The sequence below is a fragment of the Pseudomonas sp. RW407 genome, from assembly GCF_003176655.1.
Taxonomy (GTDB): Bacteria; Pseudomonadota; Gammaproteobacteria; order Pseudomonadales; family Pseudomonadaceae; genus Pseudomonas; species Pseudomonas delhiensis.
The window spans coordinates 440,269-465,277 of the sequence record NZ_QGSL01000088.1 but is presented as its reverse complement, the minus strand read 5'-3'; the positions used below and the strand labels follow the sequence as shown (position 1 = coordinate 465,277).

The 25,009-nt window shown below is 65.2% G+C and carries 18 protein-coding genes; all 18 read left to right on the top strand.

Annotation, left to right across the window (positions count from 1 at the left end; all coding sequences use genetic code 11):
* The first annotated feature begins 8 nt into the window (after positions 1-8).
* Positions 9-2,015, top strand: coding sequence for a flagellar hook-associated protein FlgK (gene flgK / locus DK254_RS08705; RefSeq protein ID WP_109933461.1), 2,007 nt, complete (start codon positions 9-11; stop codon positions 2,013-2,015).
* A 10-nt stretch (positions 2,016-2,025) separates the two neighbouring features.
* Positions 2,026-3,615: a flagellar hook-associated protein 3 gene (locus DK254_RS08700; protein WP_109933460.1), complete on the top strand. Its 1,590-nt coding sequence runs from the start codon at positions 2,026-2,028 to the stop codon at positions 3,613-3,615.
* Positions 3,616-4,084: 469 nt separating this feature from the next.
* A complete protein-coding gene (locus DK254_RS08695; protein WP_109933459.1) occupies positions 4,085-5,203 on the top strand; it encodes a DegT/DnrJ/EryC1/StrS aminotransferase family protein in 1,119 nt (372 codons plus the stop codon).
* Positions 5,200-5,895, top strand: a complete 696-nt coding sequence (locus tag DK254_RS08690) for a WbqC family protein (protein ID WP_089391793.1) — start codon at positions 5,200-5,202, stop codon at positions 5,893-5,895. Before DK254_RS08695 ends, DK254_RS08690 begins: the two co-directional genes overlap by 4 nt.
* Positions 5,892-7,283 carry a bifunctional cytidylyltransferase/SDR family oxidoreductase gene (locus DK254_RS08685; protein ID WP_109933458.1) on the top strand — a complete coding sequence of 464 codons (1,392 nt, stop codon included), beginning with the start codon at positions 5,892-5,894 and terminating at the stop codon, positions 7,281-7,283. Before DK254_RS08690 ends, DK254_RS08685 begins: the two co-directional genes overlap by 4 nt.
* Before the next feature lie 13 nt (positions 7,284-7,296).
* Positions 7,297-8,139 (top strand): phosphorylcholine transferase LicD, encoded by an 843-nt coding sequence (locus DK254_RS08680; RefSeq protein ID WP_158546411.1) that lies wholly within the window; start codon positions 7,297-7,299, stop codon positions 8,137-8,139.
* Positions 8,140-8,154: 15 nt separating this feature from the next.
* On the top strand, positions 8,155-11,235 hold the full coding sequence (locus tag DK254_RS08675) for a CDP-glycerol glycerophosphotransferase family protein (RefSeq protein WP_158546410.1): 3,081 nt from the start codon (positions 8,155-8,157) through the stop codon (positions 11,233-11,235).
* Positions 11,236-11,271: 36 nt separating this feature from the next.
* On the top strand, positions 11,272-12,078 hold the full coding sequence (locus tag DK254_RS08670) for a methyltransferase domain-containing protein (protein WP_109933455.1): 807 nt from the start codon (positions 11,272-11,274) through the stop codon (positions 12,076-12,078).
* Positions 12,075-13,343, top strand: a complete 1,269-nt coding sequence (locus DK254_RS08665) for an ATP-grasp domain-containing protein (protein WP_109933454.1) — start codon at positions 12,075-12,077, stop codon at positions 13,341-13,343. The genes DK254_RS08670 and DK254_RS08665 overlap by 4 nt, the downstream gene beginning before the upstream one ends.
* 64 nt (positions 13,344-13,407) lie before the next feature.
* On the top strand, positions 13,408-16,938 hold the full coding sequence (locus DK254_RS08660) for a glycosyltransferase (RefSeq protein ID WP_109933453.1): 3,531 nt from the start codon (positions 13,408-13,410) through the stop codon (positions 16,936-16,938).
* 227 nt (positions 16,939-17,165) lie between these two features.
* The gene (locus DK254_RS08655; RefSeq protein WP_109933452.1) at positions 17,166-18,284 is read left to right on the top strand and encodes a flagellin; all 1,119 of its coding nucleotides are present in this window, start codon (positions 17,166-17,168) and stop codon (positions 18,282-18,284) included.
* A 76-nt stretch (positions 18,285-18,360) separates the two neighbouring features.
* On the top strand, positions 18,361-18,732 hold the full coding sequence (locus tag DK254_RS08650) for a flagellar protein FlaG (RefSeq protein WP_158546409.1): 372 nt from the start codon (positions 18,361-18,363) through the stop codon (positions 18,730-18,732).
* 75 nt (positions 18,733-18,807) lie between these two features.
* Positions 18,808-20,220 (top strand): flagellar filament capping protein FliD, encoded by a 1,413-nt coding sequence (gene fliD, locus DK254_RS08645; RefSeq protein ID WP_109933450.1) that lies wholly within the window; start codon positions 18,808-18,810, stop codon positions 20,218-20,220.
* A 124-nt stretch (positions 20,221-20,344) separates the two neighbouring features.
* Positions 20,345-20,725, top strand: a complete 381-nt coding sequence (gene fliS, locus DK254_RS08640) for a flagellar export chaperone FliS (protein WP_109933449.1) — start codon at positions 20,345-20,347, stop codon at positions 20,723-20,725.
* 26 nt (positions 20,726-20,751) lie between these two features.
* Positions 20,752-21,048, top strand: coding sequence for a flagellar protein FliT (locus DK254_RS08635; protein WP_109933448.1), 297 nt, complete (start codon positions 20,752-20,754; stop codon positions 21,046-21,048).
* A 221-nt stretch (positions 21,049-21,269) separates the two neighbouring features.
* A complete protein-coding gene (locus DK254_RS08630; protein WP_089391784.1) occupies positions 21,270-22,745 on the top strand; it encodes a sigma-54 dependent transcriptional regulator in 1,476 nt (491 codons plus the stop codon).
* Between the two features lie 119 nt (positions 22,746-22,864).
* Entirely contained in the window at positions 22,865-24,073 is a 1,209-nt protein-coding gene (locus DK254_RS08625) for a PAS domain-containing sensor histidine kinase (protein ID WP_371921110.1), read from the top strand.
* A 4-nt stretch (positions 24,074-24,077) separates the two neighbouring features.
* Positions 24,078-25,009, top strand: a 932-nt coding sequence (fleR, locus tag DK254_RS08620; RefSeq protein ID WP_109933961.1) for a sigma-54-dependent response regulator transcription factor FleR, incomplete at its 3' end; no start/stop codon positions are given.

The window sequence follows — 25,009 nt, the reverse complement described above, 5'->3', positions numbered from 1 at the left end:
GAAAGCCCATGAGCCTGTTATCCATAGGACTGTCCGGCCTCAACGCCTCGCAAACGGCGCTGAGCACCACCGGCAACAACATCACCAACGTCGACACCGCCGGCTACACCCGCCAGCAGTCGATGCAGGTCAGTTCGGCCGCGCAGTTCTCCGGCCGCTACTACGTGGGCACCGGCACCACGGTGCAGGACGTGCGCCGGATGTACAGCGAGTTCCTGGCCAACCAGCTGCGCGGCGCGACGGCGGTGAACAGCGATGCGCAGACCTACCTGAGCCAGGTCAACCAGGTCGACTCGCTGCTGTCGGACAGCACCACCGGCCTGTCCTCGGTGATGCAGAACTTCTTCGCCTCGCTGCAGACCGCGGCCGGCACCCCGACCGACGCCGCCTCGCGTCAGCTGGTGCTGACCCAGGCGAGCAACCTGGCGCAGCGCTTCAACTCCATCTCCACCCAGCTGGGCACCCAGAACAGCTACGTCAACACCCAGATGAGCAGCCTGGCCGGGCAGGTCACCGACCTGGCCAAGACCATCGCCCAGTACAACCAGGCGATCACTGCTGCCGAGTCCGCCGGCGCCAGCGCCAACGACCTGCAGGACAAGCGCGACCAGGCGGTGGTGCAGCTGTCGGACATGATCGGCGTCAGCGTGGTCAAGCAGGGCAGCAGCTACAACCTCTACCTGGGCTCCGGCCAGCCGCTGGTGGTGGGCAGCAACGCCTCGACCCTGAGCGCCGCCCCCAGCGCCAGCAACCCGTCGCAGTACAGCCTGTCGCTGAACTCCAGCACCAGCGGCGTGGCCATGGACGTCACCTCGGTGGTCACCGGCGGCCAGATGGGCGGCCTGCTGCGCTACCGCAGCGAGGTGCTGAACACCACCCAGAACGAACTGGGGCGCATGGCCATCGTCCTCGCCGACACCTTCAACAGCCAGTTGGCCCAGGGCCTGGACCTCAACGGCAACTTCGGTGCCCAGCTGTTCAAGGACATCAACGACGCCAGCGTGATCGGCAACCGCAGCCTGGCCAACGGCCACAACACCGGCACCGGCAACCTCAACGTCAGCATCGACGACAGCAGCGCGCTGACCACCAGCGACTACGAGGTGACCTTCACCTCGGCCACCGGCTACACCGTCAGGCGCCTGTCCGATGGCGAGGTGATGGGCAGCGGCGATCTCACGGACGACCCGCCCAAGGAATTCGACGGCTTCAGCCTCAGCCAGCAGAGCGTCGGCACCATCCAGGCCGGCGACCGCTTCACGGTGATCCCGACGCGCACCGCCGCGGCGGACATCTCCGTGGCGATGACCGACTCCAACCGCCTGGCGCTGGCTTCGCCGCTGGTCTCCACCGCCACCACCGGCAACATCGGCAGCGGCACCATCAGCGGCACCAGCCTGACCACCCAGCTCGACGCCAGCAACAGCGCCGACCTGTCGGCGGCGATCAAGGCCGGCACGCCGGTCAAGCTGGTGTTCGACGCCGCCGCCAGCGACGGCACCCAGGGCTACACCCTCTACGATTCCGCCGGCAATTCGCTGGGCACCGGCAGCATAGTGCCGGGGCAGAGCAACGACATCAGCATCACCGTGCCCGGCACACCGTCGTTCAGCTTCCAGACCAGCATCGGCGGTTACCCCGGCAAGGGCGACAGCTTCACTGTCGGCTTCAATTCCGATGGCGATGCCGACAACGGCAACGCGCAGAAGCTCATCGACCTGCAGAGCGCCAAGACCGTCGGCAGCGGTATCGGCAGTGGCAGCGGCATGAGCCTCACCGGCGCCTACAGCAGCCTGACCGAGACCGTCGGCGCCCAGGCCAACCAGGCCAAGCTGGACGCCACCGCCACCGACGCGGTGCTGACCCAGGCGCAGAACACCCGCGACTCGCTGTCGGCGGTCAACCTCGACGAAGAGGCGGCCAACCTGGTGAAGTTCCAGCAGTACTACACGGCCTCCGCGCAGATCATCAAGACCGCGCAGACGCTCTTCGACACCCTGATCAACAACATCTGAGGCGGCCGTGATGCGTATTTCCACCCCGCAGATCTTCAGTTCCAATATCGACAACTACAACCGCGGCTACGCCAGCCTGGCCAAGACCCAGGAGCAGATCTCCAGCGGCGTGCGCATCCAGACCCCCGCCGACGACCCCGTCGGCGCTGCGCGCCTGCTGCAGTTGCAACAGCAGCAGGCGTTGCTGACCCAGTACAGCAGCAACATGACCACCGCACAGAACGCCCTGAACCAGGAAGAGAGCGTGCTGTCCTCCATCACCAACGTGCTGCAGCAGGCTCGCGAGGTCGCGGTACGGGCCGGTGACGGCTCCCTCACCGACGATGACCGCAAGGCCCTGGCCGACCAGCTCGGGCAGATCCAGCAGCAGCTGCTGACGCTGATGAACAGCAAGGACGCCAGCGGCAACTACCTGTTCTCCGGCAGCAAGAGCACGGTGCAGCCGTTCATCCAGAACGCCGACGGCACCTACAGCTACCAGGGCGACCAGAGTTCGCTGAACCTGCAGATCGCCGACAACCTGTTGCTGCCGACCAGCGACAACGGCTGGAGCATCTTCGAGATGGCGGCCAACGCCAGCCGCACCACCAGTTCGCTGGGCAGCGACCCGAACACCGACGGCGTGCAGCGGGCGTTCCTCTCCCAGGGCACGGTGACCAGCGACAGCACCTACAACGCCAGCTTCCGCGATGGCGCGCCCTACACCCTGAACGTGCTCAGCGGCACCCAGTACCAGATCCTCGACAAGGACGGCAACGACGTCACCAGCGAGGCCAACACCAACGGCACCTACGACGCCACCTCGGCGGACAGCAACGCCATCAGCTTCCGCGGCGCGCAGTTCCAGCTCGACGTCTCGCTGCCCAGCAGCGACGACGCCAGCGACATGGACAGCCTGGTCGGCGGCTACAGCTTCAGCTTCGGCATGGCGGCCGACGACGTTTCGATCAAGCGCAGCGCCAGCAACACCTCGGGCGCGCAGATCACCAGCGGCACGGTCAGCAACCAGACCGCCTACACCACCCAGTTCCCGGCCAACGGCGTGCAGCTGAAGTTCACCAGCGCCACCGACTACGAGGTCTACGCGCTGCCAGCCACCCAGGGCGCCACGCCGATCTCCAGCGGTACCCTCGGCGGCACCTTCCCGCAGACCATCAGCGTGGCCGGCGTCGACCTCTCGATCAGCGCCTCGCCGGCGACCGGCGACCAGTTCAGCGTCACCACCAGCTCGCCGGAGCGGCAGAACATCCTCAACACCATCGGCGACCTGCGCACCGCGCTGAGCGCCTCCACCGCCAACGATCCGCAGGCCCAGCTGAACATCCGCAACATGGTGGCCTCGGCGCTGACCAACATCGACAATGGCATGAATCAGGTGATGAACGTGCAGTCGTCGGTGGGCTCGCGGTTGAACACCATCGACGTGCTCAGCCAGGAAAACCAGAGCCTGAGCCTGACCAACAGCACCACCCAGTCGTCGATCCGCGACACCGACATGGCCGAGGCCACCTCCAAGCTGGTCCTGCAGCAAACCATGCTCGAAGCGGCCCAGGCGGCCTTCGCCCGGGTCAGCCAGTTGAGTCTGTTCAACAAGCTCTGAGCCTGCTCGATCGCCGTGCGTCTTTCGTCGGAGGGCGTGCGGCGTTTCTTTCGGCGGCAATCCCTTGCCGCTGCCTTCCGCTTTCTCCTGCCAGCGCTTCAAGCCTTCCCCAATCCCCCATACACCGCGCCCCGCGCACCTTCGCGGAAGATGGCATTCAATTTGCTGAGGTCCTGTCGGGGCGCTTCTTTCAGTCAGCGAATTGACGCCCCGTCCACTGGCTGGATTCCTACGGGAGCTCAACCGCCAGTGCTTTCGGAACCTTCGCCAGACCTTGCCGTAGCGGCAGACGGGGTGAGAGCAGCATGTCGAACACGATCATTCCCTACGGAGCCCCGGCCAGGTCCGGTATTGGCCTGGTGCCTTCGAGCCTCCTTCTCATGAACGGTGGATACGGGAGGAAGCCCGACTTCCCCCTGTCGTATTCCCGTCGCTGCGTCTGCCCGATGTCGATCGGCAGGGAGTAGTCATGACCAAGATCATCCCGGTCACCCGGCCCCTGCTGCCGCCCCTCGAAGAGTTCCTGCCCTACCTGGAGCGGGTCTGGGCCAGCGGCATCCTCACCAATGGCGGTGACATGCACCGTGCGCTGGAGAAAGCGCTGTGCGAATACCTTGGCGTCGAGCACATCGCCCTGTTCGCCAACGGCACGCTGGCGCTGGTCACCGCCCTGCAGGCGCTGCGCATCACCGGGGAAGTGATCACCACGCCCTATTCCTTCGTCGCCACCGGCCATTCGCTGCTGTGGAACGGTATCCGCCCGGTGTTCGTCGACATCGACCCGCAGACGCTCAGCCTGGACCCGGCGAAGATCGAGGCGGCGATCACCCCGCAGACCACCGCGATCATGCCGGTGCACTGCTACGGCAATCCCTGCGACGTCGAGGCCATCCAGGCTATCGCCGACAACTACAACCTGCGGGTGATCTACGATGCGGCCCATGCCTTCTCGGTGCGTGACGCCGGCGGCAGCATCCTGCGCCACGGCGACCTGAGCGTGCTCAGCTTCCACGCCACCAAGGTGTTCAACACCTTCGAGGGCGGGGCGATCATCTGCCCCGACGAGAAAACCTACCGGCGCATCGGCCATCTGAAAAACTTCGGCTTCGTCAACGAAACCACGGTGGTGGCCCCCGGCATCAACGGCAAGATGAGCGAGATCAACGCCGCCTTCGGCCTGTTGCAACTGCGGCACATCGACCGTGCGCTGGCGCGGCGCAAGGAAATCGATAGCCTCTACCGTGAGCGCCTGGCCGGCTTGCCGGGGCTGAACTTCATCGAGTTCCGTACCGGGTGCGTGTCCAACCACGCCTATTTCCCCGTGCTGATCGACGAGGATTTTGCCGTGGAGCGCGACCGGCTGTACGAGCTGTTGCGCGAGCAGGGCATCGTGGTGCGCCGCTACTTCTACCCGCTGATCAGCGACTTCCCGATGTACCGCGGCCTGCCGTCGGCCGAGCCGAGCAACCTGCCGGTCGCCCGCCAGGTGGCGAGCCAGGTGCTGTGCCTGCCGATCTACCCGGACCTGGCCGACGAGGATGTCGAGCGCATCTGCGACCTGGTCATCAGTGCGGGAGTCCGGGCGTGATTCTCGCGGTCATGCAACCCTACTTCTTCCCTTACCTGGGCTACTTCCAGTTGGCGGGGAGCGTGGACCACTTCGTCTTCCTGGACGATGTGGCTTTCATTCGCCGGGGGTTCATCCACCGCAACAGCATCCTGCTCGATGGCCAGCCATTCCGCTTCACGCTGCCGGTGGAAGGGGCCAGCCAGAACCTGCGAATCGACCAGCACCATTTCGTTGGCGATCACGACAAGTTTCTCCAGCTGATACGCCATGCCTACCGGCGGGCTCCATTCTTCGACGTGGTTTTCGCCCTGGTCGAATCCATCTGCCGGATGCCCGAGCAGAATGTCGCTCGCGTCTGCGCCGCTTCCGTCCAGGCGGTCTTCGCCTACCTCGGCAGGCCGCTTTCGGTTTCCTTCGCCTCGCAGATGCCCAGCTCGCTTCAGGGGCAGGAACGCATTCTGGAGCTTTGCCGGCTCTTCGGGGCCGACGCCTACCACAACGCCAGCGGTGGTCGTTCGCTATACAGCGCCACCGCGTTTCGCGAACAGCACGTGCAACTGCGTTTCGTACATGGCTGCTTTCCAGCCTACCAGCAACAGAAAGTGGAGAACTTCATGCCAGGCCTGTCGATGATCGACGTGCTGATGCACAACCCGCCCGAGACCGTCGAGCGGATGCTGTCGATGGGCGAGTTGGAGGAGGTCGCATGACTACCCGTGCAGTCGAATCCCCGGTCATCGCCGTAGTGCTCGCTGGAGGGCGTGGCCTGCGCTTCGGCAGCGAGCTGCCCAAGCAGTTCGTCAAGTTGGCCGGGCGCATGGTCATCGAGCATACCGTCGAAGTCTTCGAGCACTCGCCGGCAGTGGAGCAGATCGTGCTGGTGGTGCCTGGCGGCTACGAAAGCGTGCTCTGGGAGGCGGCCACCCGCAATGGCTGGCGCAAGGTGGCGAAGATCGTCGCCGGTGGCCGGGACCGTGCCGACTCCACCGCTTCGGCAATCGCCGCTCTGGACGGGCAGCCGGAGCAGGCGCGGATACTCATTCATGATGCTGCGCGCCCGCTGCTGGACCAGCCGACCATCGTCCGCTGCCTGGACGCGCTGGAGCGGTACGACGCAGTGGATGTGGTGGTGCCCGCCAGCGACACCATCGTCGAGGTGGCGGGGGAGGGGCATATTCGCGACATCCCTGACCGCAGCCGGCTACGCCGTGGACAGACGCCGCAGGGGTTCCGCCTTGGCATCCTGCGTGAGGCCTATCGACTCGCCGAACGCAGAGGGCTGGAGGGCGTGACCTGCGATTGTGGCGTGCTGCGCCGGGAAATGCCCGAGGTGACCATCGCTACCGTAGCCGGCTCGCCCTCCAATCTGAAAATCACCGACGGGGTGGATCTGTATATCGCCGAAAAGCTGATCCAGATCCGCAGCACCCAGGCTGCGCAGGATGATGGCCTGCAGGACCTGTTGCGTGACCGCGTGGTGGTGGTGATCGGCGCAAGCTACGGCATTGGCGCTTCGGTGGCCGAGCTGGCCAGGGCCCATGGCGCTCGCGTACATGGCGCCAGCCGTGGCGAGGGCAACATCGATATTTCCCGCCGCAGCGACGTGGAGCGCTTCCTCGCCGAGGTGGCGCAGCGTGAAGGACGAATAGACGCGGTGGTCAATACCGCCGGCATGCTGCTGCACAAGCCATTGGCCCTGCTCAGCGAATCCGAGGTGGAGCAACTCATCGCCACCAACCTCACCGGCACCATCCACCTGGCCCAGGCTGCCCATGGGTACCTGCGCGAAAGCCGCGGTTGCCTGGTGAACTTCGCCTCCAGCTCCTACACCCGGGGGCGTGCATTCTATGCCGCCTACAGCGCCACCAAGGCTGCGGTGGTCAACCTCACCCAGGCACTGGCCGAGGAATGGGCGAGCGAAGGAATCCGCGTGGTCTGCATCAATCCCGAACGGACCCGCACGCCCATGCGTACGCGGAACTTCGGTGCCGAACCGGTCGAGAGCCTGCTGGATCCCTCGGCAGTGGCGCTCGCTACCCTGCAGGCGCTGGGCTCGACCCTGACAGGTATGGTGTTCGATGTGCGCCGCCATGGTTGAGGAGGGGGCCGCGATGGTCGCCGGCGTTCCGCTGGCACGGATCCAGCAACGGGCCTTTGCCGTGCTGGGCGCGCTAGTCGACTTCTTCCAGGCCCATGCCATCGACTACTACCTGGTCGGCGGAACGCTGTTGGGCGCTGTGCGCCATGGCGGCTTCATTCCCTGGGACGACGACATCGACATCGTGGTGCCGCGCAAGGATTACCGCCGCCTGCTCGGCCTGCTGGATCGATTGCCGCCGACGTTGCGGGCGATCCACCCGTCCATCGACGCCTATACGCCTTATCCGTTCCTGGTGGTGAGCGATCGCCATTCGCGTTGGGTGGTGGACTACGCGCACCCGTTCGACCGGGGCATCGGGGTGGACGTATTCCCGTTGGACGGCGTTCCGCCTCCCGGCATGCGTCGCCGGCTGCTGCGCAAGTCCATCGCGCTGCTGCGCTCGATGACCATGAACAAACAGAAGGGCTACTACCCGCGACCCGTACCCCCAGCCCAGCGCTGGCGCTTCGCGCTGGTGGCGCTGGCGACGAGCCTGGTGCCCCGTGCCTTGCTTTTCGCCCTGTATGACCGGGTGGTGTCTTCGTTGCCGGCCTCCAGCGATGGCCTGGTGGGGAATCTCTATGGTCTGTATGGCGACCGCGAGGTGGTGCCTGCGCAAGTGTTCGGCAAGGGCGCCTCGGTCGTATTCGAGGGGCGCAGCTTCAACGCGCCTGAACAGACCCAGGCCTACCTCACCAGCATCTACGGCGACTTCCGGCAACTGCCCCCACTGGAACGGCGCCACTCCGGCCATCGCATAGCCCTGGCCTCCTTGAATTTCGCCGATGGCGCATGTGCGCCCGCAACAAGCTGACCAATGGACCGCACCATGTCTCAGAACAGCAGAAACGACAGCATCTGGGTGTTCAATGCCGGGATGAACTTCGCCGGCAATCCGAAGTGGTTGTTTGCCTATATCCAGTACAAGCGACCCGATATCCAGGCGCACTGGCTATGCGATGACGACGAGACCATTGCGTTGGTCCGTCGGCAGGGCGGGAGCGCCCATCGCTACGACTCGCCAGCTGCACGCCGGATCATGCGGCAGGCCGGCGTCTATGTGGTGGAGAACTTCAAGGAAGTCATCCAGGAGGAGCTGCGCGGGGCCACTCTCCTCAACCTGTGGCACGGCGTGGGCTGCAAGACGGTCGAGCGGGGCGTCAATAGCGGCTTCCTGCATGAAAGGATCGTCAAGAAGCACATCGTCCATCACGAAACCTATCGCAATCACCAACTGTTTCTGACCACCTCGCCGCTGATGGAGAAGCACTTCATCGAGCAGTGCGCTCTGGAGCCTCATTCGATACTGCGGGGCGCCTATCCCCGCTGCCATGAGAAGGTCTCGGTCAAGACCTTCGATCACGACCTGCTGGGACGCAGGAACCTGCCGCCGGACACCCGGATCGTCGCCTATTGCCCCACCTACCGGGAAAAGTCGCATAACGACTTCTTCAATCGTGCCCTGCCGGACATGGATAGGCTGCTCGGCACGCTGGAAGAGCAGGGGTTGCTGTTCATCCTCAAGGTCCATCCGATGATCGAGGGGTATCAGAAGTACAAGGCGCTCAAGCAGCGCTATGCCGACCAGCCTCGCCTGCTGTTCTGGGACAACCACGAGGACTTCTACGAGGTCATGGACCAAGTCGATGGGGCGATCGTCGATTATTCGTCGATCTTCTACGACTTGTTGGCAGCGGGGGTTCCGTATTTCATCCGTTATTTCTTCGACTACGGCACCAATGGCAATTGCCGCGATTTCGTCTACGACTGCCGGGAAATGACCTGCGGTATCGAATGTGATGATTTCGACCAGCTTCTGCTGGCGCTTGGGTGCTACCGTGAGCAGCCTGATCATGGGCGTGCGGCCATTTCCGAGCTGTTCTGGTCGTACTCCCGGAAAGACAACAATGAATACCTGATCGAGTCGGCACGCGCCTTCCGCACGCCGGCCCTGGTGTCTCCTACCCTGTATTCGTTCGACGTGTTCGATACCCTGATTCAGCGTACGACGCTGGAGCCCGCGGGGGTGTTCTTCCGGGTGCAGCGGGCGATGCGCGATTCGGGTCTGGGCTTCCCTCACTCGCTGCTGTCCGATTACCCGAAAGCGCGCATGGGCGCCGAATCCAATGTTCGCTACATGTACAGCGCCACGAAGCTTCAGCGTGGCAGCGACTTGTTGGAAATCACCTTTGACGAAATCATCGAGCGCCTGGCCGATGTCTATGGGCTGACGCCGGAGCAGGCGGCGTTCTTGCGCGAGCAGGAGCTGGAAAGCGAGTTCGTCTCCTGCCAGCCATGCCCGGACAAGATCGCTGACGCTCTCGAGCTCTTGCAGCGCGGCGAACGGGTGATCCTGCTGTCCGACATGTACCTGCCCGAGGACTTCATCCGGCGTTTGCTGGCCAAGGCCGAGCCGCGCCTGGCCGAGCTGCCGCTGTTCCTTTCGTCCACGCGAGGCACCCAGAAAAGCACCCGTACCCTTTATCTGGATGCGTTCCGGGAGGCGGGATATCGTTTCTCCAGATGGGTCCACTATGGCGACAACCCCAACGCCGACGGCAAGAGTGCCGCTGCGCTGGGAATCTCTCCGGTACTGCATGAACTACCGCAGTTCGATGCATTCGAGCGGGAGATCGTCGAGAGCCTGGGCAGCTATGACGCCTATTGCGTCGCTGCGCTCATGGCTCGCTTCCGCCATCGGAATCAGGATGGCAAGGCCCGCTATGCCTACACCCGGGCCTCCCTGTATCTGGTTTGCTATGCGATGTGGGTGGTGCGCGATGCGCTGGCGCGCGGTATCGAGTGCCTGTACTTCGTCGCCCGCGATGGCCACCATCTCAAGCGCATCGCCGATGCGATCATCGAGGAGTGCGGTTTGCCGTTGCAGACCCGCTATCTCTATGGCTCGCGCCAGGCCTGGTGGGTGGCGTCCTATGTCGATGAGATCGATCCGGAGTTCTTCGCCAGCATTCTCGCCTACACGGGGGCGATTTCCTTCGACGGCCTGCTGGAAGGGCTGCGGCTTGACGCCGGCCAGTTCGCGGAGTTCTTCCCCGACCTGAGCGTGCCTGCCAGGCGGGATGATCTGCCGACGACCTTCGTCACCCTGGTGGTGCACGAAGCGAAGAACGCCGAGCGATACCGTCGGCACTTGCTGGAGGTGGGGAACCGGGAGCGCCCCACGGCGATTGGTTACCTGCGTTCGCAGATCGACTTCGATCAACGCTTCGCTTTCGTCGAGTACTGGGGGCGGGGCTATACCCAGGATTGCCTGGCGCGGCTCCTGGAGTTGGCCGCGGGCAGTCCCGTGCCTGCCGATTTTTACTACGCGCGAAGCATCTACCGCAGCCAGCCCGGCAGGGCGCGGTACAACCTGACGGTGAGCAGGGCATCGCTACTGTTCGTGGAGACCCTCTTCGCCAACCTGCCCTATGCGAGCACCAGCGGCTATGAGCAGCGTGACGGAGACTTCATACCGGTGATTCCGCCGCGCGACTGCGACATGGCATTGCACGAGGCCATGGAGCGAGAACTGCCGAAGTTCGCCCGCGAACTCTGCCGGCTGCCGCTGCAGGACGAAGTCGACGCCATGCGCACATTGTTCGACTGGTCGATCGATCACTTCGCCCGCAACAGATTCAACCCCGAGGTGGTCAAGGAGATTTCCCACCTGACCGACTCCATGTACAGCCATGGAAGCAACACCGAGTACTCGCCTGCGCTCACGCTGGCGGACATCGTGCGCAACCTGCGAGGGGAGCCGATCAGGTCCCAGTCGCTGGACACGTCCCTGGCTCGTTCGCCGCGCTGGCTGGCATTGCTCTACGTCATCACCAGCCTACCGATACTGCAGCGCCCGCCGAAGTCGCCCGTCGGGCACTCGGCCGAGTTGCGCCGCCCCCTGCCATAAGCGAAACAGGTTGCCAGAAGCGTAAGGATCAGAATCATGACCACTCCACAATGCAACGCGTGCGGAAGCACCGAGCTTTCCTTCGAAACCGTTACCTGCACCATCCAGAAGTGGCTGGGCAAGACCTGCGACTTCGTGATCTGCGGCTGCTGCGGCTATGCAGGCAATCCGGGCAATACCCATGACTACCGTAGCGCTCCCTTCGACCCCGGCAGCCAGCCCGAGACCAGCGTACGGGCCGGCGATGGGGTCACGCCGCGCCGTGAGTACCGCATGGCGGAGATGGGGCTCGAAATCCTGCGGAATCACTTCGGCGAAGCCTTCGCTCCCGATGTGGTGGTCTATGGCGCCGGCTTGTCGCAGGACCATGCGTTGATCCAGCAGCAGTTGCCGGTTTCCAGGGTCGCCGTATCCGACCTGGGCAATTTCCAGGAAGCGCTGGATTTCGTCCCCTTCGATTCACGCGAGGCAGAATTCGACCTGATGGTCGCCTGCGAGGTGGTGGAGCATTTCACCGACCTGGACGAGGACTTCGCCAACCTGCTGCACAAAGTGCGCGATAGCGGGCTGGTCATCGCCAGTACCAACCTGCGCGATGGCCTGCCGCTGGAGACTGTCACCTATCCGTTCGAAGAAGGGCACACCTCCTATTATTCCGGTCGCTCGCTCATCGAGATCGGCAGGCGCTTCGGCGTGAAGGTTGATTTCCGCACCCCCGCCATCGCGCTGAAGATGAGTACTGGCGGCCCGCGCAAGCGCTACGTGTTCTTCTACCGCGATCCGGCTATCGGCGAATGCATTTCCCAATACTTCGCCGACCATCACCTGGCGCCGTCGGAATGAGCAAGGTCCGGGTATTGGTGTTTCCCTGCGGCACCGAAGTGGGGCTGGAGATCGCCCGTGCCCTGGAGCACTCGCTGCACGTCGAGCTGCACGGTGCCTCCAGCCGTGTCGACCACGGCGAGCAGGCCTATGTCCGGCACGCACACTTGCCCAACATTGCCGATGCGACCTTCGATGAGTGCTTCGCGCACTTGCTGGCGCAGTGGAACATCGACCTGGTGTTCGCCACCCACGACAGCGTGCAGGACTACCTGGCGCCCCGTGTCGAAGGCCTTGGCGTGCAACTGGTCAACGGCGACGCTCGAACGGCGCGCATCGCCCGGCGCAAATCGTTGACCTATGAGTTGCTGGACGATACGCCGTGGGGGCCGCGTCGATATGCCAATGCCGCGGCCGTGGAGGCCTGGCCCGTGGTGGTGAAGCCCGACCAGGGGCAGGGCGGGCAGGGGGTGACCCTGGTCGCCGATGCCGATGAACTGGCCGTGGCGCTGGCTGTCGTGCAGCAACCGCTGGTCTGCGAGTACCTGCCGGGCGAGGAGCTGACCGTCGATTGCTTCACCAGTCACCGCGGCCAGCTGCTGTATGTCGGGGCGCGTTCCCGCGAGCGTGTGGTGGGCGGCATCGCCATGCGCTCGGGACCTCGGCCCACCGATACGCAACTGAACGACATTGCCACCACGCTCAACGCCCGGCTCGCCCTGCGCGGGCCCTGGTTCTTCCAGGTTCGCCGGGACCGCCAGGGCGACTGGAAACTGCTGGAGTTCAGCAGTCGCTTGTCCACCGGCTCGGTCGTGGCGCGCGCCCTTGGCGTCAACCTGCCATTGCTGGCCGTGCAGGACTACCTCGGGCGAGACTTGCTGCTGTTGCCGGAGCCGCGCCTGCAACTGGTCGAACGCCGCCTGGAGAACAAGGCGGTGCTCGATTACGACTTCGATACCTGCTACCTGGACCTGGACGACACCCTAGTGTGCGCCGGCCGCGCCAACCCACAGGCGATGCGCCTTGCCTACCGGTTGCTGCAACTGGACAAGCGGCTGGTGCTGCTCACGCGCCATGCCGGTGATCTGACGGCCACCCTGGAAGCGGCGCATATCCCGTTGACGATGTTCGAACGGATCGTCCATCTGCGTGAAGGCGAGCCCAAGTCCGACCATGTGCGTGCGCCGGCGATCTTCATCGACAACCATTTTCCCGAACGTCTGGACGTGTCCCGACGCCATGGCATTCCCGTATTCGACGTGGATGCGATGGATCTGCTGTTTTGACGAACTCCACTCACGAGCCGTGGGCATGGCGCCTGCGGATCGCCTGAAGCCAAATTGAGGTGCGATGGTGAACCAACCAAACGACATTAACCCGCTGGTCAGCGTTGTGATGCCGGCCTACAAGGCGGCCTACCTCAAGGAGGCCCTGCAGAGCCTGCAGGATCAGACCTATCGCCCGCTGGAGCTGGTGATCTGCGATGACTGCCGGACGGACGAAGTCCGGGCGGTCGTGGACGAGTACCGCGGCATTCTCGATTTCCCCGTGCACTACTCGTACAACGAGACGCGCTTGCACGAATCGAAGAACCTGGCCAAGTGCGTCAGCCTGGCCAGCGGCGAATACCTGAAGTTCCTGTATGACGACGACGTCTTGCATCCGGAGTGCGTCGAACGCATGGTCGACGCCATGCGGGAGCGGCCGGGGATTGAGCTGGTCAGTTCGCGGCGGCGGCGCATCGACGATCAGGGGCGTCAACTGCCGGACATCCTGGCCACCGCATTGCCGTTCGTGGAGGATGCGCTGGTCGATGGTATCGGCCTGACGTCGTTCCTGGCCGAACACACGGTCAACTTCATCGGCGAGCCCAGCACCGTGCTGTGCCGCCGCGAGGCGGTGGCAGCGTTCGGCGACCAGGTCATGGCGCTCAATGGCGTACCCATCCGCTGGGTGGGCGACCTGGCGCTCTATGTCAAGCTGCTGCAGAAGGGGGACCTGGCGTTCCTCTCCGCCCCCCTGGTGGACTTCCGCGTCTCCCGCGAGCAGTTCAGCCAGCTCGGCCGTGACAAGCCGGGCATCGGTGACAAGGGGCACCAGGACTTCCGCCAGGCCGTGCGTGACCTGGGTTGGTACATCGAGGGTGGCGACCAGTTGGTTGGTGTTTCGCCGCTGCATCGGGAACAAGCTCCGGAGCGCGTCGACCTGCTTGCCGCCTTGCGCCAGGCCCATGCCCTGAGCGAAATGACCGAGCGCTTCGATGAGTGGCTGGTGGCACGCAAGCCGAGCCCGATCCAGAGGCGGCTGATCGATGAGCACCTGCGGGCCAATGGCCTGGGCGTGCATATAGATGTGCTGTTGCCGGTAGGCGGGGATAGCGCAGCGCTGCAGGCGACGCTCGACAGCCTGGCGGCGGCCGCCGAACTCTACCCGAATGTCAGTGTGACGCTGCTGGGCGCCCAGGCGCAGGCCGTGGATAGCGGGCTTCGCCTGCGCCATCAGCCTGTGGGGGGCGATGGCCTGGCCGCCGCAGTCAACGAGGCGCTGCGCAGCAGCACCGCCCACTGGGTGGTGTTGGCTGGCGCCGGTGACCTCTTCACCGCGTCCGGGCTGATGGTCGCCGGCCTCGAACTGATGGGGGCGGGCGGTTGCCGCGCGGTATCCACCGACCTGGTGCTGCGTGGCGAAGATGGCCGCGAAGGGCCGGCCATGCGTCCGGATTTCAACCTCGACCTGCTGATCAGCTTCCCCACCTCCCAGGCGCGCCATTGCCTGTTCAACCGCGAGGCCATCCTCGAGATGGGCGGTTTCGACGGGGAGTATCCTCGGGCGCTGGAACTGGACCTGCTGCTGCGCCTGGTGGAGCAGGGCGGCCTCGATGGCCTGGCGCACCTGTCCGAGCCGTTGCTGTCGACCGCCGCGCCGAGCCTGCAGGCCAACCCCGACGAGGAGCGCACCCTGCAGCGTCATCTCGCCGCACGCGGCTACGGGCAGGCGCGGGTGCAGAGCCATCTGCCGGGGCGCTACCACATCGACTACGGTCATGCGGCACAGCCGCCGGTGTCCATCCTCATCGTCCTGCGCGACCAGCTCGCCGCCGTGCAGCGTTGCGTGATGAGCCTCCTCGAGCACACGGCCTACCCCAACTACGAAATCCTGCTGGTGGACAACGCCAGCGAGAACCCGGCCACCCGCCAGTGGCTGGAGGGCGTCGAGCAGATGGCCGCCGAGCGCGTCCGTGTGCTGCGCTCGGGCGAGCCGCTGGCCGACGCGCGGCTGAAGAACCTGGCTGCCGCTCATGCGCGTGGCGACTACCTATTGTTGCTGCGCCCGGAGGCCGCGGTCTTCCAGGGCGACTGGCTGGGCGAACTGGTCAACCAGGCGCAGCGTCCCGAAGTGGGGATCGTCGGCGCGCGCACGGTCGATGGCGAGGGGCGCATCACCCATGCCGGGCTGGTGCTGGGCCTGCGCGGCATCGCCGGGCACGCCTTCATCGGCGAGGACATGAACGCCACCGGCTACATGAACCGCCTGCAGGTGGCACAGAACTACAGTGCGGTCTCCGATGGTTGCCTGATGATCCGCAAGGCACTGTTCGACGAACTGGGTGGCCTCGATGAGGGCGACTTCGCCGAGCGTGGCGCCGATGTCGACCTCTGCCTGCGCACCGGTGCCTCCGGTTACCTGATCGTCTGGACGCCCCACGCAACCCTGTTGCACAACCAGGCCCTGGAAGCCGAGCCGACGGAACTGCAGGACGCCTTCTACGCTCGCTGGCTGCCACGTCTGGCTCGCGACCCCGCATACAACCCGAACTTCTCCCTGGTCCGCGCCCGTGGGGGCTTCGTCCTCACCGACACCCAACTGACCTTCCGCCCCCTGGCCTGGCAACCGCTGCCGACGGTACTGGCACATTTTGCCGACACCTTCGGTTGCGGCCACTACCGGGTCATCCAGCCGTTCCTGGCGCAGCGCGAGCAGGGGTTGATCGAAGGCGTGGTGACCCACGGCCTGCTGCACGTCGCCGACCTGGAGCGCTTCTCCCCGGACGTGGTGCTGCTGCAGCGCCAGATCGGTGACGAGCGCCTGGATGCCATGCGCCGCATGAAGGCCTTCTCCCGTGCCTTCAAGGTCTACGAACTCGACGACTACCTGCCGAACCTGCCGTTGAAGAACCAGCACCGCGAGCACATGCCCAAGGACATTCTCCGCTCCCTGCGCCGCGGCCTGGGCTACGTCGACCGCTTCGTGGTTTCCACCGAGGCGCTGGCCGAGGCCTTCTCCGACCTGCATCCGGATATCCGTGTCGCCTATAACCGCCTGGCTCCCGGCTGGTGGGGCGGCCTGCAGCCGAGCCAGCGGCGGCGTTCGGCGAAGCCGCGGGTAGGCTGGGCGGGTGGCGTCAGCCACACCGGTGACCTCGAACTGATCGCCGACGTGGTCAAGGAGCTGGCCAACGAGGTCGAGTGGGTCTTCTTCGGCATGTGCCCGGAGCAGATTCGCCCGTACGTGCATGAGTTCCACTCGGGCCTGCCGATACACCTGTATCCGGCCAAGCTCGCCAGCCTGGACCTGGACCTTGCCCTGGCGCCGCTGGAAGACAACCTGTTCAACCAGTGCAAGAGCAACCTGCGCCTGCTGGAGTACGGCGCCTGCGGCTTCCCGGTGGTGTGCAGCGACAACCGCGCCTATGCCGGCGACCTGCCGGCCACCCGGGTGAAGAACCGTTTCCGCGACTGGGTGGAGGCGATCCGCATGCACCTGGACGACCTCGACGCCACCGCCCGCATGGGCGACAGCCTGCGCGAGAAGGTGCGCAGCGATTGGATGCTGCAGGGCGACAACCTGCAGGCCTGGCATCGCGCCTGGCAGCCGGACTGAGCGCCCGGGTACCGCTGCCTGAATGCTGAAAGCCCCGCCAAGCGGGGCTTTCAGCATTTTCCTGGGGCAAGATGCAAGAGGGGCTTGAAAAAAAATCGAAAATCGCCCTAAAGCAAAATCCGCCACGGACGATAACCCTAACGAAGGTTCTCCAGGCCATACCGGGCGGCACTAGCCAAGGGCCAGGAACCAACTGAAAGCAGTCGCCTATCCACGAGGATCTCGTCATGGCCCTTACCGTAAATACCAACATCTCTTCGCTGACCGTTCAGAAGAACCTGAACAACGCCTCGAAAAACCTGAACACTGCCATGACCCGGCTCTCCACCGGCCTGCGCATCAATAGCGCCAAGGACGACGCCGCCGGTCTGCAGATCTCCAACCGCCTGAGCAGCCAGATCAACGGCCTGAACAAGGCAGTGGACAACGCCAACGACGCCATCTCCATCGCCCAGACCGCTGAAGGCGCCCTGCAGGAATCCACCAACATCCTGCAACGCATGCGTGTCCTGGCCGTGCAGTCCGCCAACGGCTCCAACAGCGAAGACGACCGCACCTCGCTGAACCAGGAGTTCAAGTCGCTGACCGCCGAACTGACCCGTATCTCCGAAACCACCACCTTCGGTGGCGGCAGCACCGCCGTGACCCTGCTCAACGGCAAGGCTGGCACCAACGGCACCATGACCTTCCAGGTCGGCGCCAACGCCAACGAAACCGTCAGCTTCACCCTGAACGACATGAGCGCCAAGGCCCTGAACGGCAGCTACACCCTGGCCAGCGGCACCATCGCGGTCACCGGCGTCAACGACACCACCACCGCCGCCGCCTCGGGCAGCATCACCGTCAACGGCGTCGAAGTCGACTACGCCAAGGGCGCCAGCCTCAACGACATCGTCGCCTCGATCAACACCAACGTCAGCGGCATCACCGCGGTCGCCAGTGGCAGCAGCATCAAGGTCACCTCGCAGGACGACATCACCGTCACCGCGGGCGGTACCCTGACCGGCGGCACCGCCACCGTGGCTTCCGGCCAGACCGTGCAGTCGCTGAACATCGGCACCGCCGACAAGGCCCAGGCCGCGATCCAGGTGATCGACGATGCCCTGAAGCAGATCGACACCCAGCGTTCGGCCCTGGGTGCGGTACAGAACCGTCTGGACAGCACCATCTCCAACCTGCAGAACATCGCGGAGAACGCCACCTCGGCACGCAGTACGATCCAGGATGCCGACTTCGCCGCGGAAACGGCGGAGATGACCAAGCAGCAGACCCTGCAGTCGGCAGCCACCGCTGTACTGGCCCAGGCCAACCAGCTGCCCTCTGCCGTACTCAAGCTGCTGCAGTAAGGTCATCGGCGGTTGATACGAAGGAAGGGCGCACTGCGCCCTTCCTGCATTTGTCCAGAATAATGAGGAGTCGATGATGAGCGTGACTTTCTCTACGATCGGACTGGGCGCCCCCGCCAGGGCGGATCAGGCCCAGGCGGCCACGCCCATCGCGGCCGGCGGCAAACCCGTTGCCGTCGACGGCAAGGGCTCGCCGTCCACCGGCAGCACCCAGGCTGCGCCGGACAAGGCTACCCTGGATCGTGCGCTGGACAGCCTGCGCAGCAATGCCCAGGTCATCCACCGCAACCTGGAGTTCTCGGTCGACCAGGAATCGGGCATCACCGTGGTCAAGGTGGTGGACAGCACCAGTGGCGACGTGATCCGGCAGATTCCTTCGGAGGTCGCGGTGAAGCTGGCGGAGAGCATCAAGGAAGCCGGCAACCTGTTGTTCCGGGAGCAGGCCTAGAAAGCTGGCCTGCTTCTTGCTCGAAGGCTCTGGCACGAGCAATTGCGTCAAGAAACCGTTTAAAGGAGCGCGGCAATGACTACGATCAGTTCTTCCTCGTCGGGCAGCATCGCCTCTACCGGCCTGGGGTCCGGCCTGGACATCGACTCGATCGTCAGCGCCCTGGTGAAGGCACAGACCAGTGCCAAGCAGACGCAGATCACCAACCTCACCAAGTCGAGCACCACCCAGCTGTCCGCCGTGGGCTCGCTCAAGAGCGCGCTCTCGACCTTCCAGCTGGCCGTGGCAACGCTCAACACCGCCGACTCCTTCTCCGGGCTCAAGGCGACTTCGTCGGACGACACGAAAGCGACTGCCACCGCCAGCGCTTCGGCCACCGCCGGTACCTACACCCTGGAAGTCGACAAGCTGGCGACCGCCTCCAAGGTGGCCAGCCAATACGTCGGTAGCTCCGACAAGTTCGGCGCCGGTCGTCTTACCCTCAGCCAAGGCAGCAGCAACTATTACGTGACGGTGTCCGCTGGCGATTCGTTGTCGACCATCCGCGACAACATCAACAAGCTCAGTTCCACCAGTGGCATCTCCGCCAACATCGTCACCGACTCCAGCGGCTCGCGCCTGGTGCTCAGCTCCACCACCACCGGCGCCGGCACCGATATCAGCGTCAAGGCCTCGGGCGACAGCACCCTGGGCAAGCTGGCGATCGACGGCTCGGCAGCCTACAGCAGCTCTACCGGCGGCTATCTGGTTCAGGCCGGCGATGCCGAGTTCAAGCTCGACGGCCTGTCGATGACCAGTTCCAGCAATACCCTGGACAAGGCCGTCAGCGGCGTGACCTTCAACCTGCTGGCGACCGGCAGCTCCACCGTGACGGTGGCGACCAACACCGACGACCTGACCGCCAACATCCAGAAGTTCGTCGACGCCTACAACACGATGATCAAGTCGATCTCCAGTCTGACGGACATCACCACCACCACCAACGAGGACGGTACCACCAGTACCAGTGCGGGGCCGTTGTCCAGTGACGCCACCACCCGCACCCTGCTCAACAGTCTGCGCAACGAGTTCGTCAACCTGTCCAGCAGCAGCGGTACTCTGCAGGTGCTGTCGCAGCTCGGCATCACCAGTCAGAAGGATGGCACCCTGAGCGTCGACAGCAGCAAGCTGAGCAAGGGGCTGGAGACCTATTCGGGCAACATCCAGAGTTTCTTCACCGGCAGCGACGGCTTCCTCAAGCGCATGTACAACGCCGTCGACAGCTATGCCAAGACCAACGGCATCCTCGATCAGCAGACTGACTCGATCAACTCCACCATCAGCAGCCTGAAGAAGCAGCAGACCGACCTGGACGACCGCACCGCCAAGCTGACTGACATCCTGTACGCCAAGTACAACGCCATGGACAGCCTGGTCGCCCAGCTCAACGCCACCAGCAGCAGCGTGATGACCACGCTGAATGCGCTGAACAAGAGCTCCGACGACTGATGCCGGTGGCGCTTAGCCGCCCGGCAGCGGCCGAGGTAGACGCAATTCGCGATTAAAGTCTGGCGCCGCCGCGCCGATACCCTGGACATCGGATATGAAACCTTCCACACCAGGGGATCTCGAAATGAATGCGATGGCAGCGCTTCGCCAATACCAGAACGTGGGTGTCCAGGCACAGCTCCACGAGGCGAGCCCGCACCGTTTGATCCAGATGCTCATGGAAGGCGGCCTGAGCCGCATCGCCCAGGCCCGTGGCGCCATGCAGCGCGGCCAGATGGCGGAGAAGGGCCAGCTGATCGGCAAGGCCGCGGCCATCATCGGTGGCCTGCGCGACGGGCTGAACCTCGAGGCCGGCGGCGACTATGCCGAGCGCCTGAACGCCCTGTACATCTACATGGGCCGCCGCCTGCTTGAGGCCAACCGGCAGAACGACGAACATATGCTCGACGAAGTGGCCAACCTGCTTCGCAGCATCAAGGAAGGCTGGGACGGTATCCCGCAGTAATACCGCCCCTCCAGGAGACACGAAGCATGACCCTCGCCGTCGAGCGTATCGAACAAACCCGCACCGCCCTGGGCACCGCCCTGGCGGAGCAGGACTGGGAAGCCATCGCCCGGCTGGACCTGGAGTGCCGCCAGCACGTGGATGCCGCCATGCACGAGCCGCTGGACGACGACAGCGAGCTCAAGCGCAGCCTCGAAGGGCTGCTCATGCTGTACCGCGAACTGGTCCAGGAAGTCACCCGCCAGCGCCAGGGCGTGGCCGAGGAGATCATCCGCGTCAATCGGTCGCACAAGGGCGCCAAGGTCTATCAGCTTTTCGGCTGAGCCCCGCGGGTCGCCCGTTCGGCGCGACCCCCCGTTTCCGGCATTGCCGCCGTTCGTTCCAGCAGGTAAGTTCTTCCGTCGGAAACAACGAATAAATCACGCCATAAATTTGACTCCTGCCACAATTTTGACTTTACTTGGTGGCTAAATGATGGCGGCCTGTTTCCGCCCCTCTCCGTTGCCGTTCGCCGGCCCACATGCCTTCGGAAGATAAGAGCAATATGTGGCGTGAAACCAAGATTCTGCTGATTGACGACGACCTGGAGCGTTGCCGCGAACTCTCCACCATCCTCAACTTCCTCGGCGAGGACCAGTTGTCCTGCCGCAGCCGCGACTGGCGCCTGGCGGTGGACGACCTGCCCAACGGCAGCCGCGGCGTGCTCTGCGTGCTGCTCGGCAGCGTCGAGCACAAGGCTGGCGCCCTGGAGCTGCTCAAGCAGCTCGCGGCCTGGGACGAATACCTGCCGGTGCTGCTGATCGGCGAACCGGCGCCCAACGACTGGCCGGAAGAGCTGCGCCGCCGCGTGCTGGCCAGCCTGGAGATGCCGCCCAGCTACAACAAGCTGCTCGATTCCCTGCACCGCGCCCAGGTCTACCGCGAGATGTACGACCAGGCCCGCGAGCGCGGCCGCCAGCGCGAGCCCAACCTGTTCCGCAGCCTGGTCGGCACCAGCCGCGCCATCCAGCAGGTGCGGCAGATGATGCAGCAGGTCGCCGACACCGACGCCAGCGTGCTGATCCTCGGCGAGTCCGGCACCGGCAAGGAAGTGGTGGCGCGCAACCTGCACTACCACTCCAAGCGCCGCGACGCGCCCTTCGTGCCGGTGAACTGCGGGGCGATCCCCGCCGAGCTGCTGGAAAGCGAACTGTTCGGCCACGAGAAGGGCGCCTTCACCGGCGCCATCACCAGCCGCGCCGGGCGTTTCGAACTGGCCAACGGCGGCACCCTGTTCCTCGACGAGATCGGCGACATGCCGCTGCCGATGCAGGTCAAGCTGCTGCGCGTGCTGCAGGAGCGCACCTTCGAGCGCGTGGGCAGCAACAAGACGCAGAACGTCGACGTGCGTATCATCGCCGCCACCCACAAGAACCTCGAGAAGATGATCGAGGACGGTGGCTTCCGCGAAGACCTGTACTACCGCCTCAACGTCTTCCCCATCGAGATGGCGCCGCTGCGCGAGCGGGTGGAAGACATCCCGCTCTTGATGAACGAACTCATCTCGCGCATGGAGCACGAGAAGCGCGGCTCCATCCGCTTCAACTCCGCCGCCATCATGTCGCTGTGCCGCCACGATTGGCCGGGCAACGTGCGCGAACTGGCCAACCTGGTCGAGCGCCTGGCGATCATGCACCCCTACGGGGTGATCGGCGTCGGCGAGCTGCCGAAGAAATTCCGCCACGTCGACGACGAGGACGAGCAACTCGCCAGCAGCCTGCGCGAGGAACTGGAAGAGCGCGCCGCCATCACCGCCGGGTTGCCGGGCCTGGACTCGCCGGCGATGCTGCCGGCCGAGGGCATCGACCTCAAGGACTACCTGGCCAACCTCGAGCAGGGGCTGATCCAGCAGGCCCTGGACGACGCCAACGGCGTGGTCGCCCGCGCCGCCGAGCGCCTGCGCATCCGCCGCACCACCCTGGTGGAGAAGATGCGCAAGTACGGCATGAGCCGTCGCGAGGAGGAAGTGGCGGAGGATTGACGCCACTTGCCTTGGGCTTTTTGCAAGTGCCTGAAAATAAAGGACTAATTTTTAGGCACGCAGATTGCTAAGACTCTGCCAGCCGACGCTTTCACGACGTCGGATGGAAGAGAGACAGCATGATGCCAGCCGTACCCCAGCAGCCCCAGCCGGACTCCAGTGAACACCTGGAGGAGAACGGCCGCGCCGGCCTCGACCAGGCCTTCGCCCTGTTCAACCAGATGTCCACCCAGCTGAACCAGTCGTACAGCATGCTGGAGGCGCGGGTCAGCGAACTGAAGGGACAGCTGGCCCTGGTCAGCGCCCAGCGCATGCAGGAGCTGGCGGAGAAGGAACGCCTGGCCAACCGCCTGCAGAGCCTGCTGGACCTGCTGCCCGGCGGCGTCATCGTCATCGACGGCCAGGGCGTGGTGCGCGAAGCCAACCCGGCGGCTCGCGGCCTGCTCGGCCAGCCCCTGGTGGGCATGCTGTGGCGCCAGGTCATCGCCCGCTGCTTCGCGCCGCGCAAGGACGACGGCCACGAGATTTCCCTGCGCGACGGGCGCCGCCTGTCCATCGCCACCCGCTCGCTGAACGGCGAGCCCGGGCAACTGGTGCTGCTCAACGACCTCACCGAGACCCGCCGCCTGCAGGACCAGTTGGCCCGCCACGAGCGGCTCTCGGCCCTGGGCCGGATGGTCGCCTCCCTGGCCCACCAGATCCGCACGCCGCTGTCCGCGGCCATGCTCTATGCCGGACACCTGAGCGAGCAGGCGCTGCCGCTGGAACAGCAGCAACGCTTCGCCGGGCGCCTCAAGGAGCGCCTGCAGGAGCTGGAGAACCAGGTACGCGACATGCTGGTGTTCGCCCGGGGCGAGCTGCCGCTGCCGGACCGCCTGAGCCCGGCGGAACTCTTCGCCAGCCTGCGCGCCGCCGCCGAGGCCCACGTCGCCGGCCTGCAGCTGCGCTGGCAGTGCGACGTGCGCGGCGGCGAACTGCTGTGCAACCGCGACACCCTGGTCGGCAGCGTCCTCAACCTGCTGCACAACGCCATCCAGGCCGGCGGCCAGGACGTGCGCCTGAAAGTCCACCTCTACGCCCGCGGCGACAGCCTGCGCCTGGCCATCAGCGACAGCGGCCCGGGCATGGACGCCGCCACCCTGGCGCGCCTTGGCGAGCCCTTCTTCACCACCAAGACCACCGGTACCGGCCTCGGCCTGGCGGTGGTCAAGGCCGTGGCCAAGGCGCACCACGGTGAACTGCGCCTGCACTCGCGCCCGGGCCGCGGCACCTGCGCCAGCCTGGTCCTGCCGCTGATCGCGGCGCCCGTCCGTGAACACAAGGAATAACCCCATGCCCGCCCGAATCCTGCTCGTCGAAGACGACCGCGCCCTGCGCGAAGCCCTCTCCGATACCCTGCTGATCGGCGGCTGCGAGTTCACCGCCGTGGACAGCGCCGAGGCGGCCCTGGTCGCCCTGCAGCGCGAGGCCTTCGGCCTGGTGGTGAGCGACGTCAACATGCCCGGCATGGACGGTCACCAGTTGCTCGGCCTGATCCGCGCCCGCTACCCGCAACTGCCGGTACTGCTGATGACCGCCTTCGGCGCCGTCGAGCGTGCCGTCGACGCCATGCGTCAAGGCGCCGCCGACTACCTGGTGAAACCCTTCGAACCCAAGGTGCTGCTGGAACTGGTGGCCCGCCACGCCCAGGGCCAGGTCCCCGTCGCCGAAGGCGAGGGCCCGGTGGCCGTGGAACCGGCCAGCCGCCAGTTGCTGGAACTGGCCGCACGGGTGGCGCGCAGCGATTCCACCGTGCTGATCTCCGGCGAGTCCGGCACCGGCAAGGAGGTGCTGGCGCGCTACATCCACCAGCAGTCGCCGCGCGCCAACAAGCCCTTCATCGCCATCAACTGCGCGGCCATTCCCGACAACATGCTCGAGGCCACCCTGTTCGGCCACGAGAAGGGCGCCTTCACCGGCGCCATCGCCGCGCAGCCGGGCAAGTTCGAGCTGGCCGACGGCGGCACCATCCTGCTCGACGAGATTTCCGAGATGCCCCTGGCGCTGCAGGCCAAGCTGCTGCGCGTGCTGCAGGAGCGCGAGGTGGAGCGGGTGGGCGCGCGCAAGCCGATCGAGCTGGACATCCGCGTGCTGGCCACCACCAACCGCGACCTGCTCGGCGAGGTGGCGGCGGGGCGCTTCCGCGAGGACCTGTACTATCGCCTGTCGGTCTTCCCCCTGGCCTGGCGCGCCCTGCGCGAGCGCCCGGCGGACATCCTGCCGCT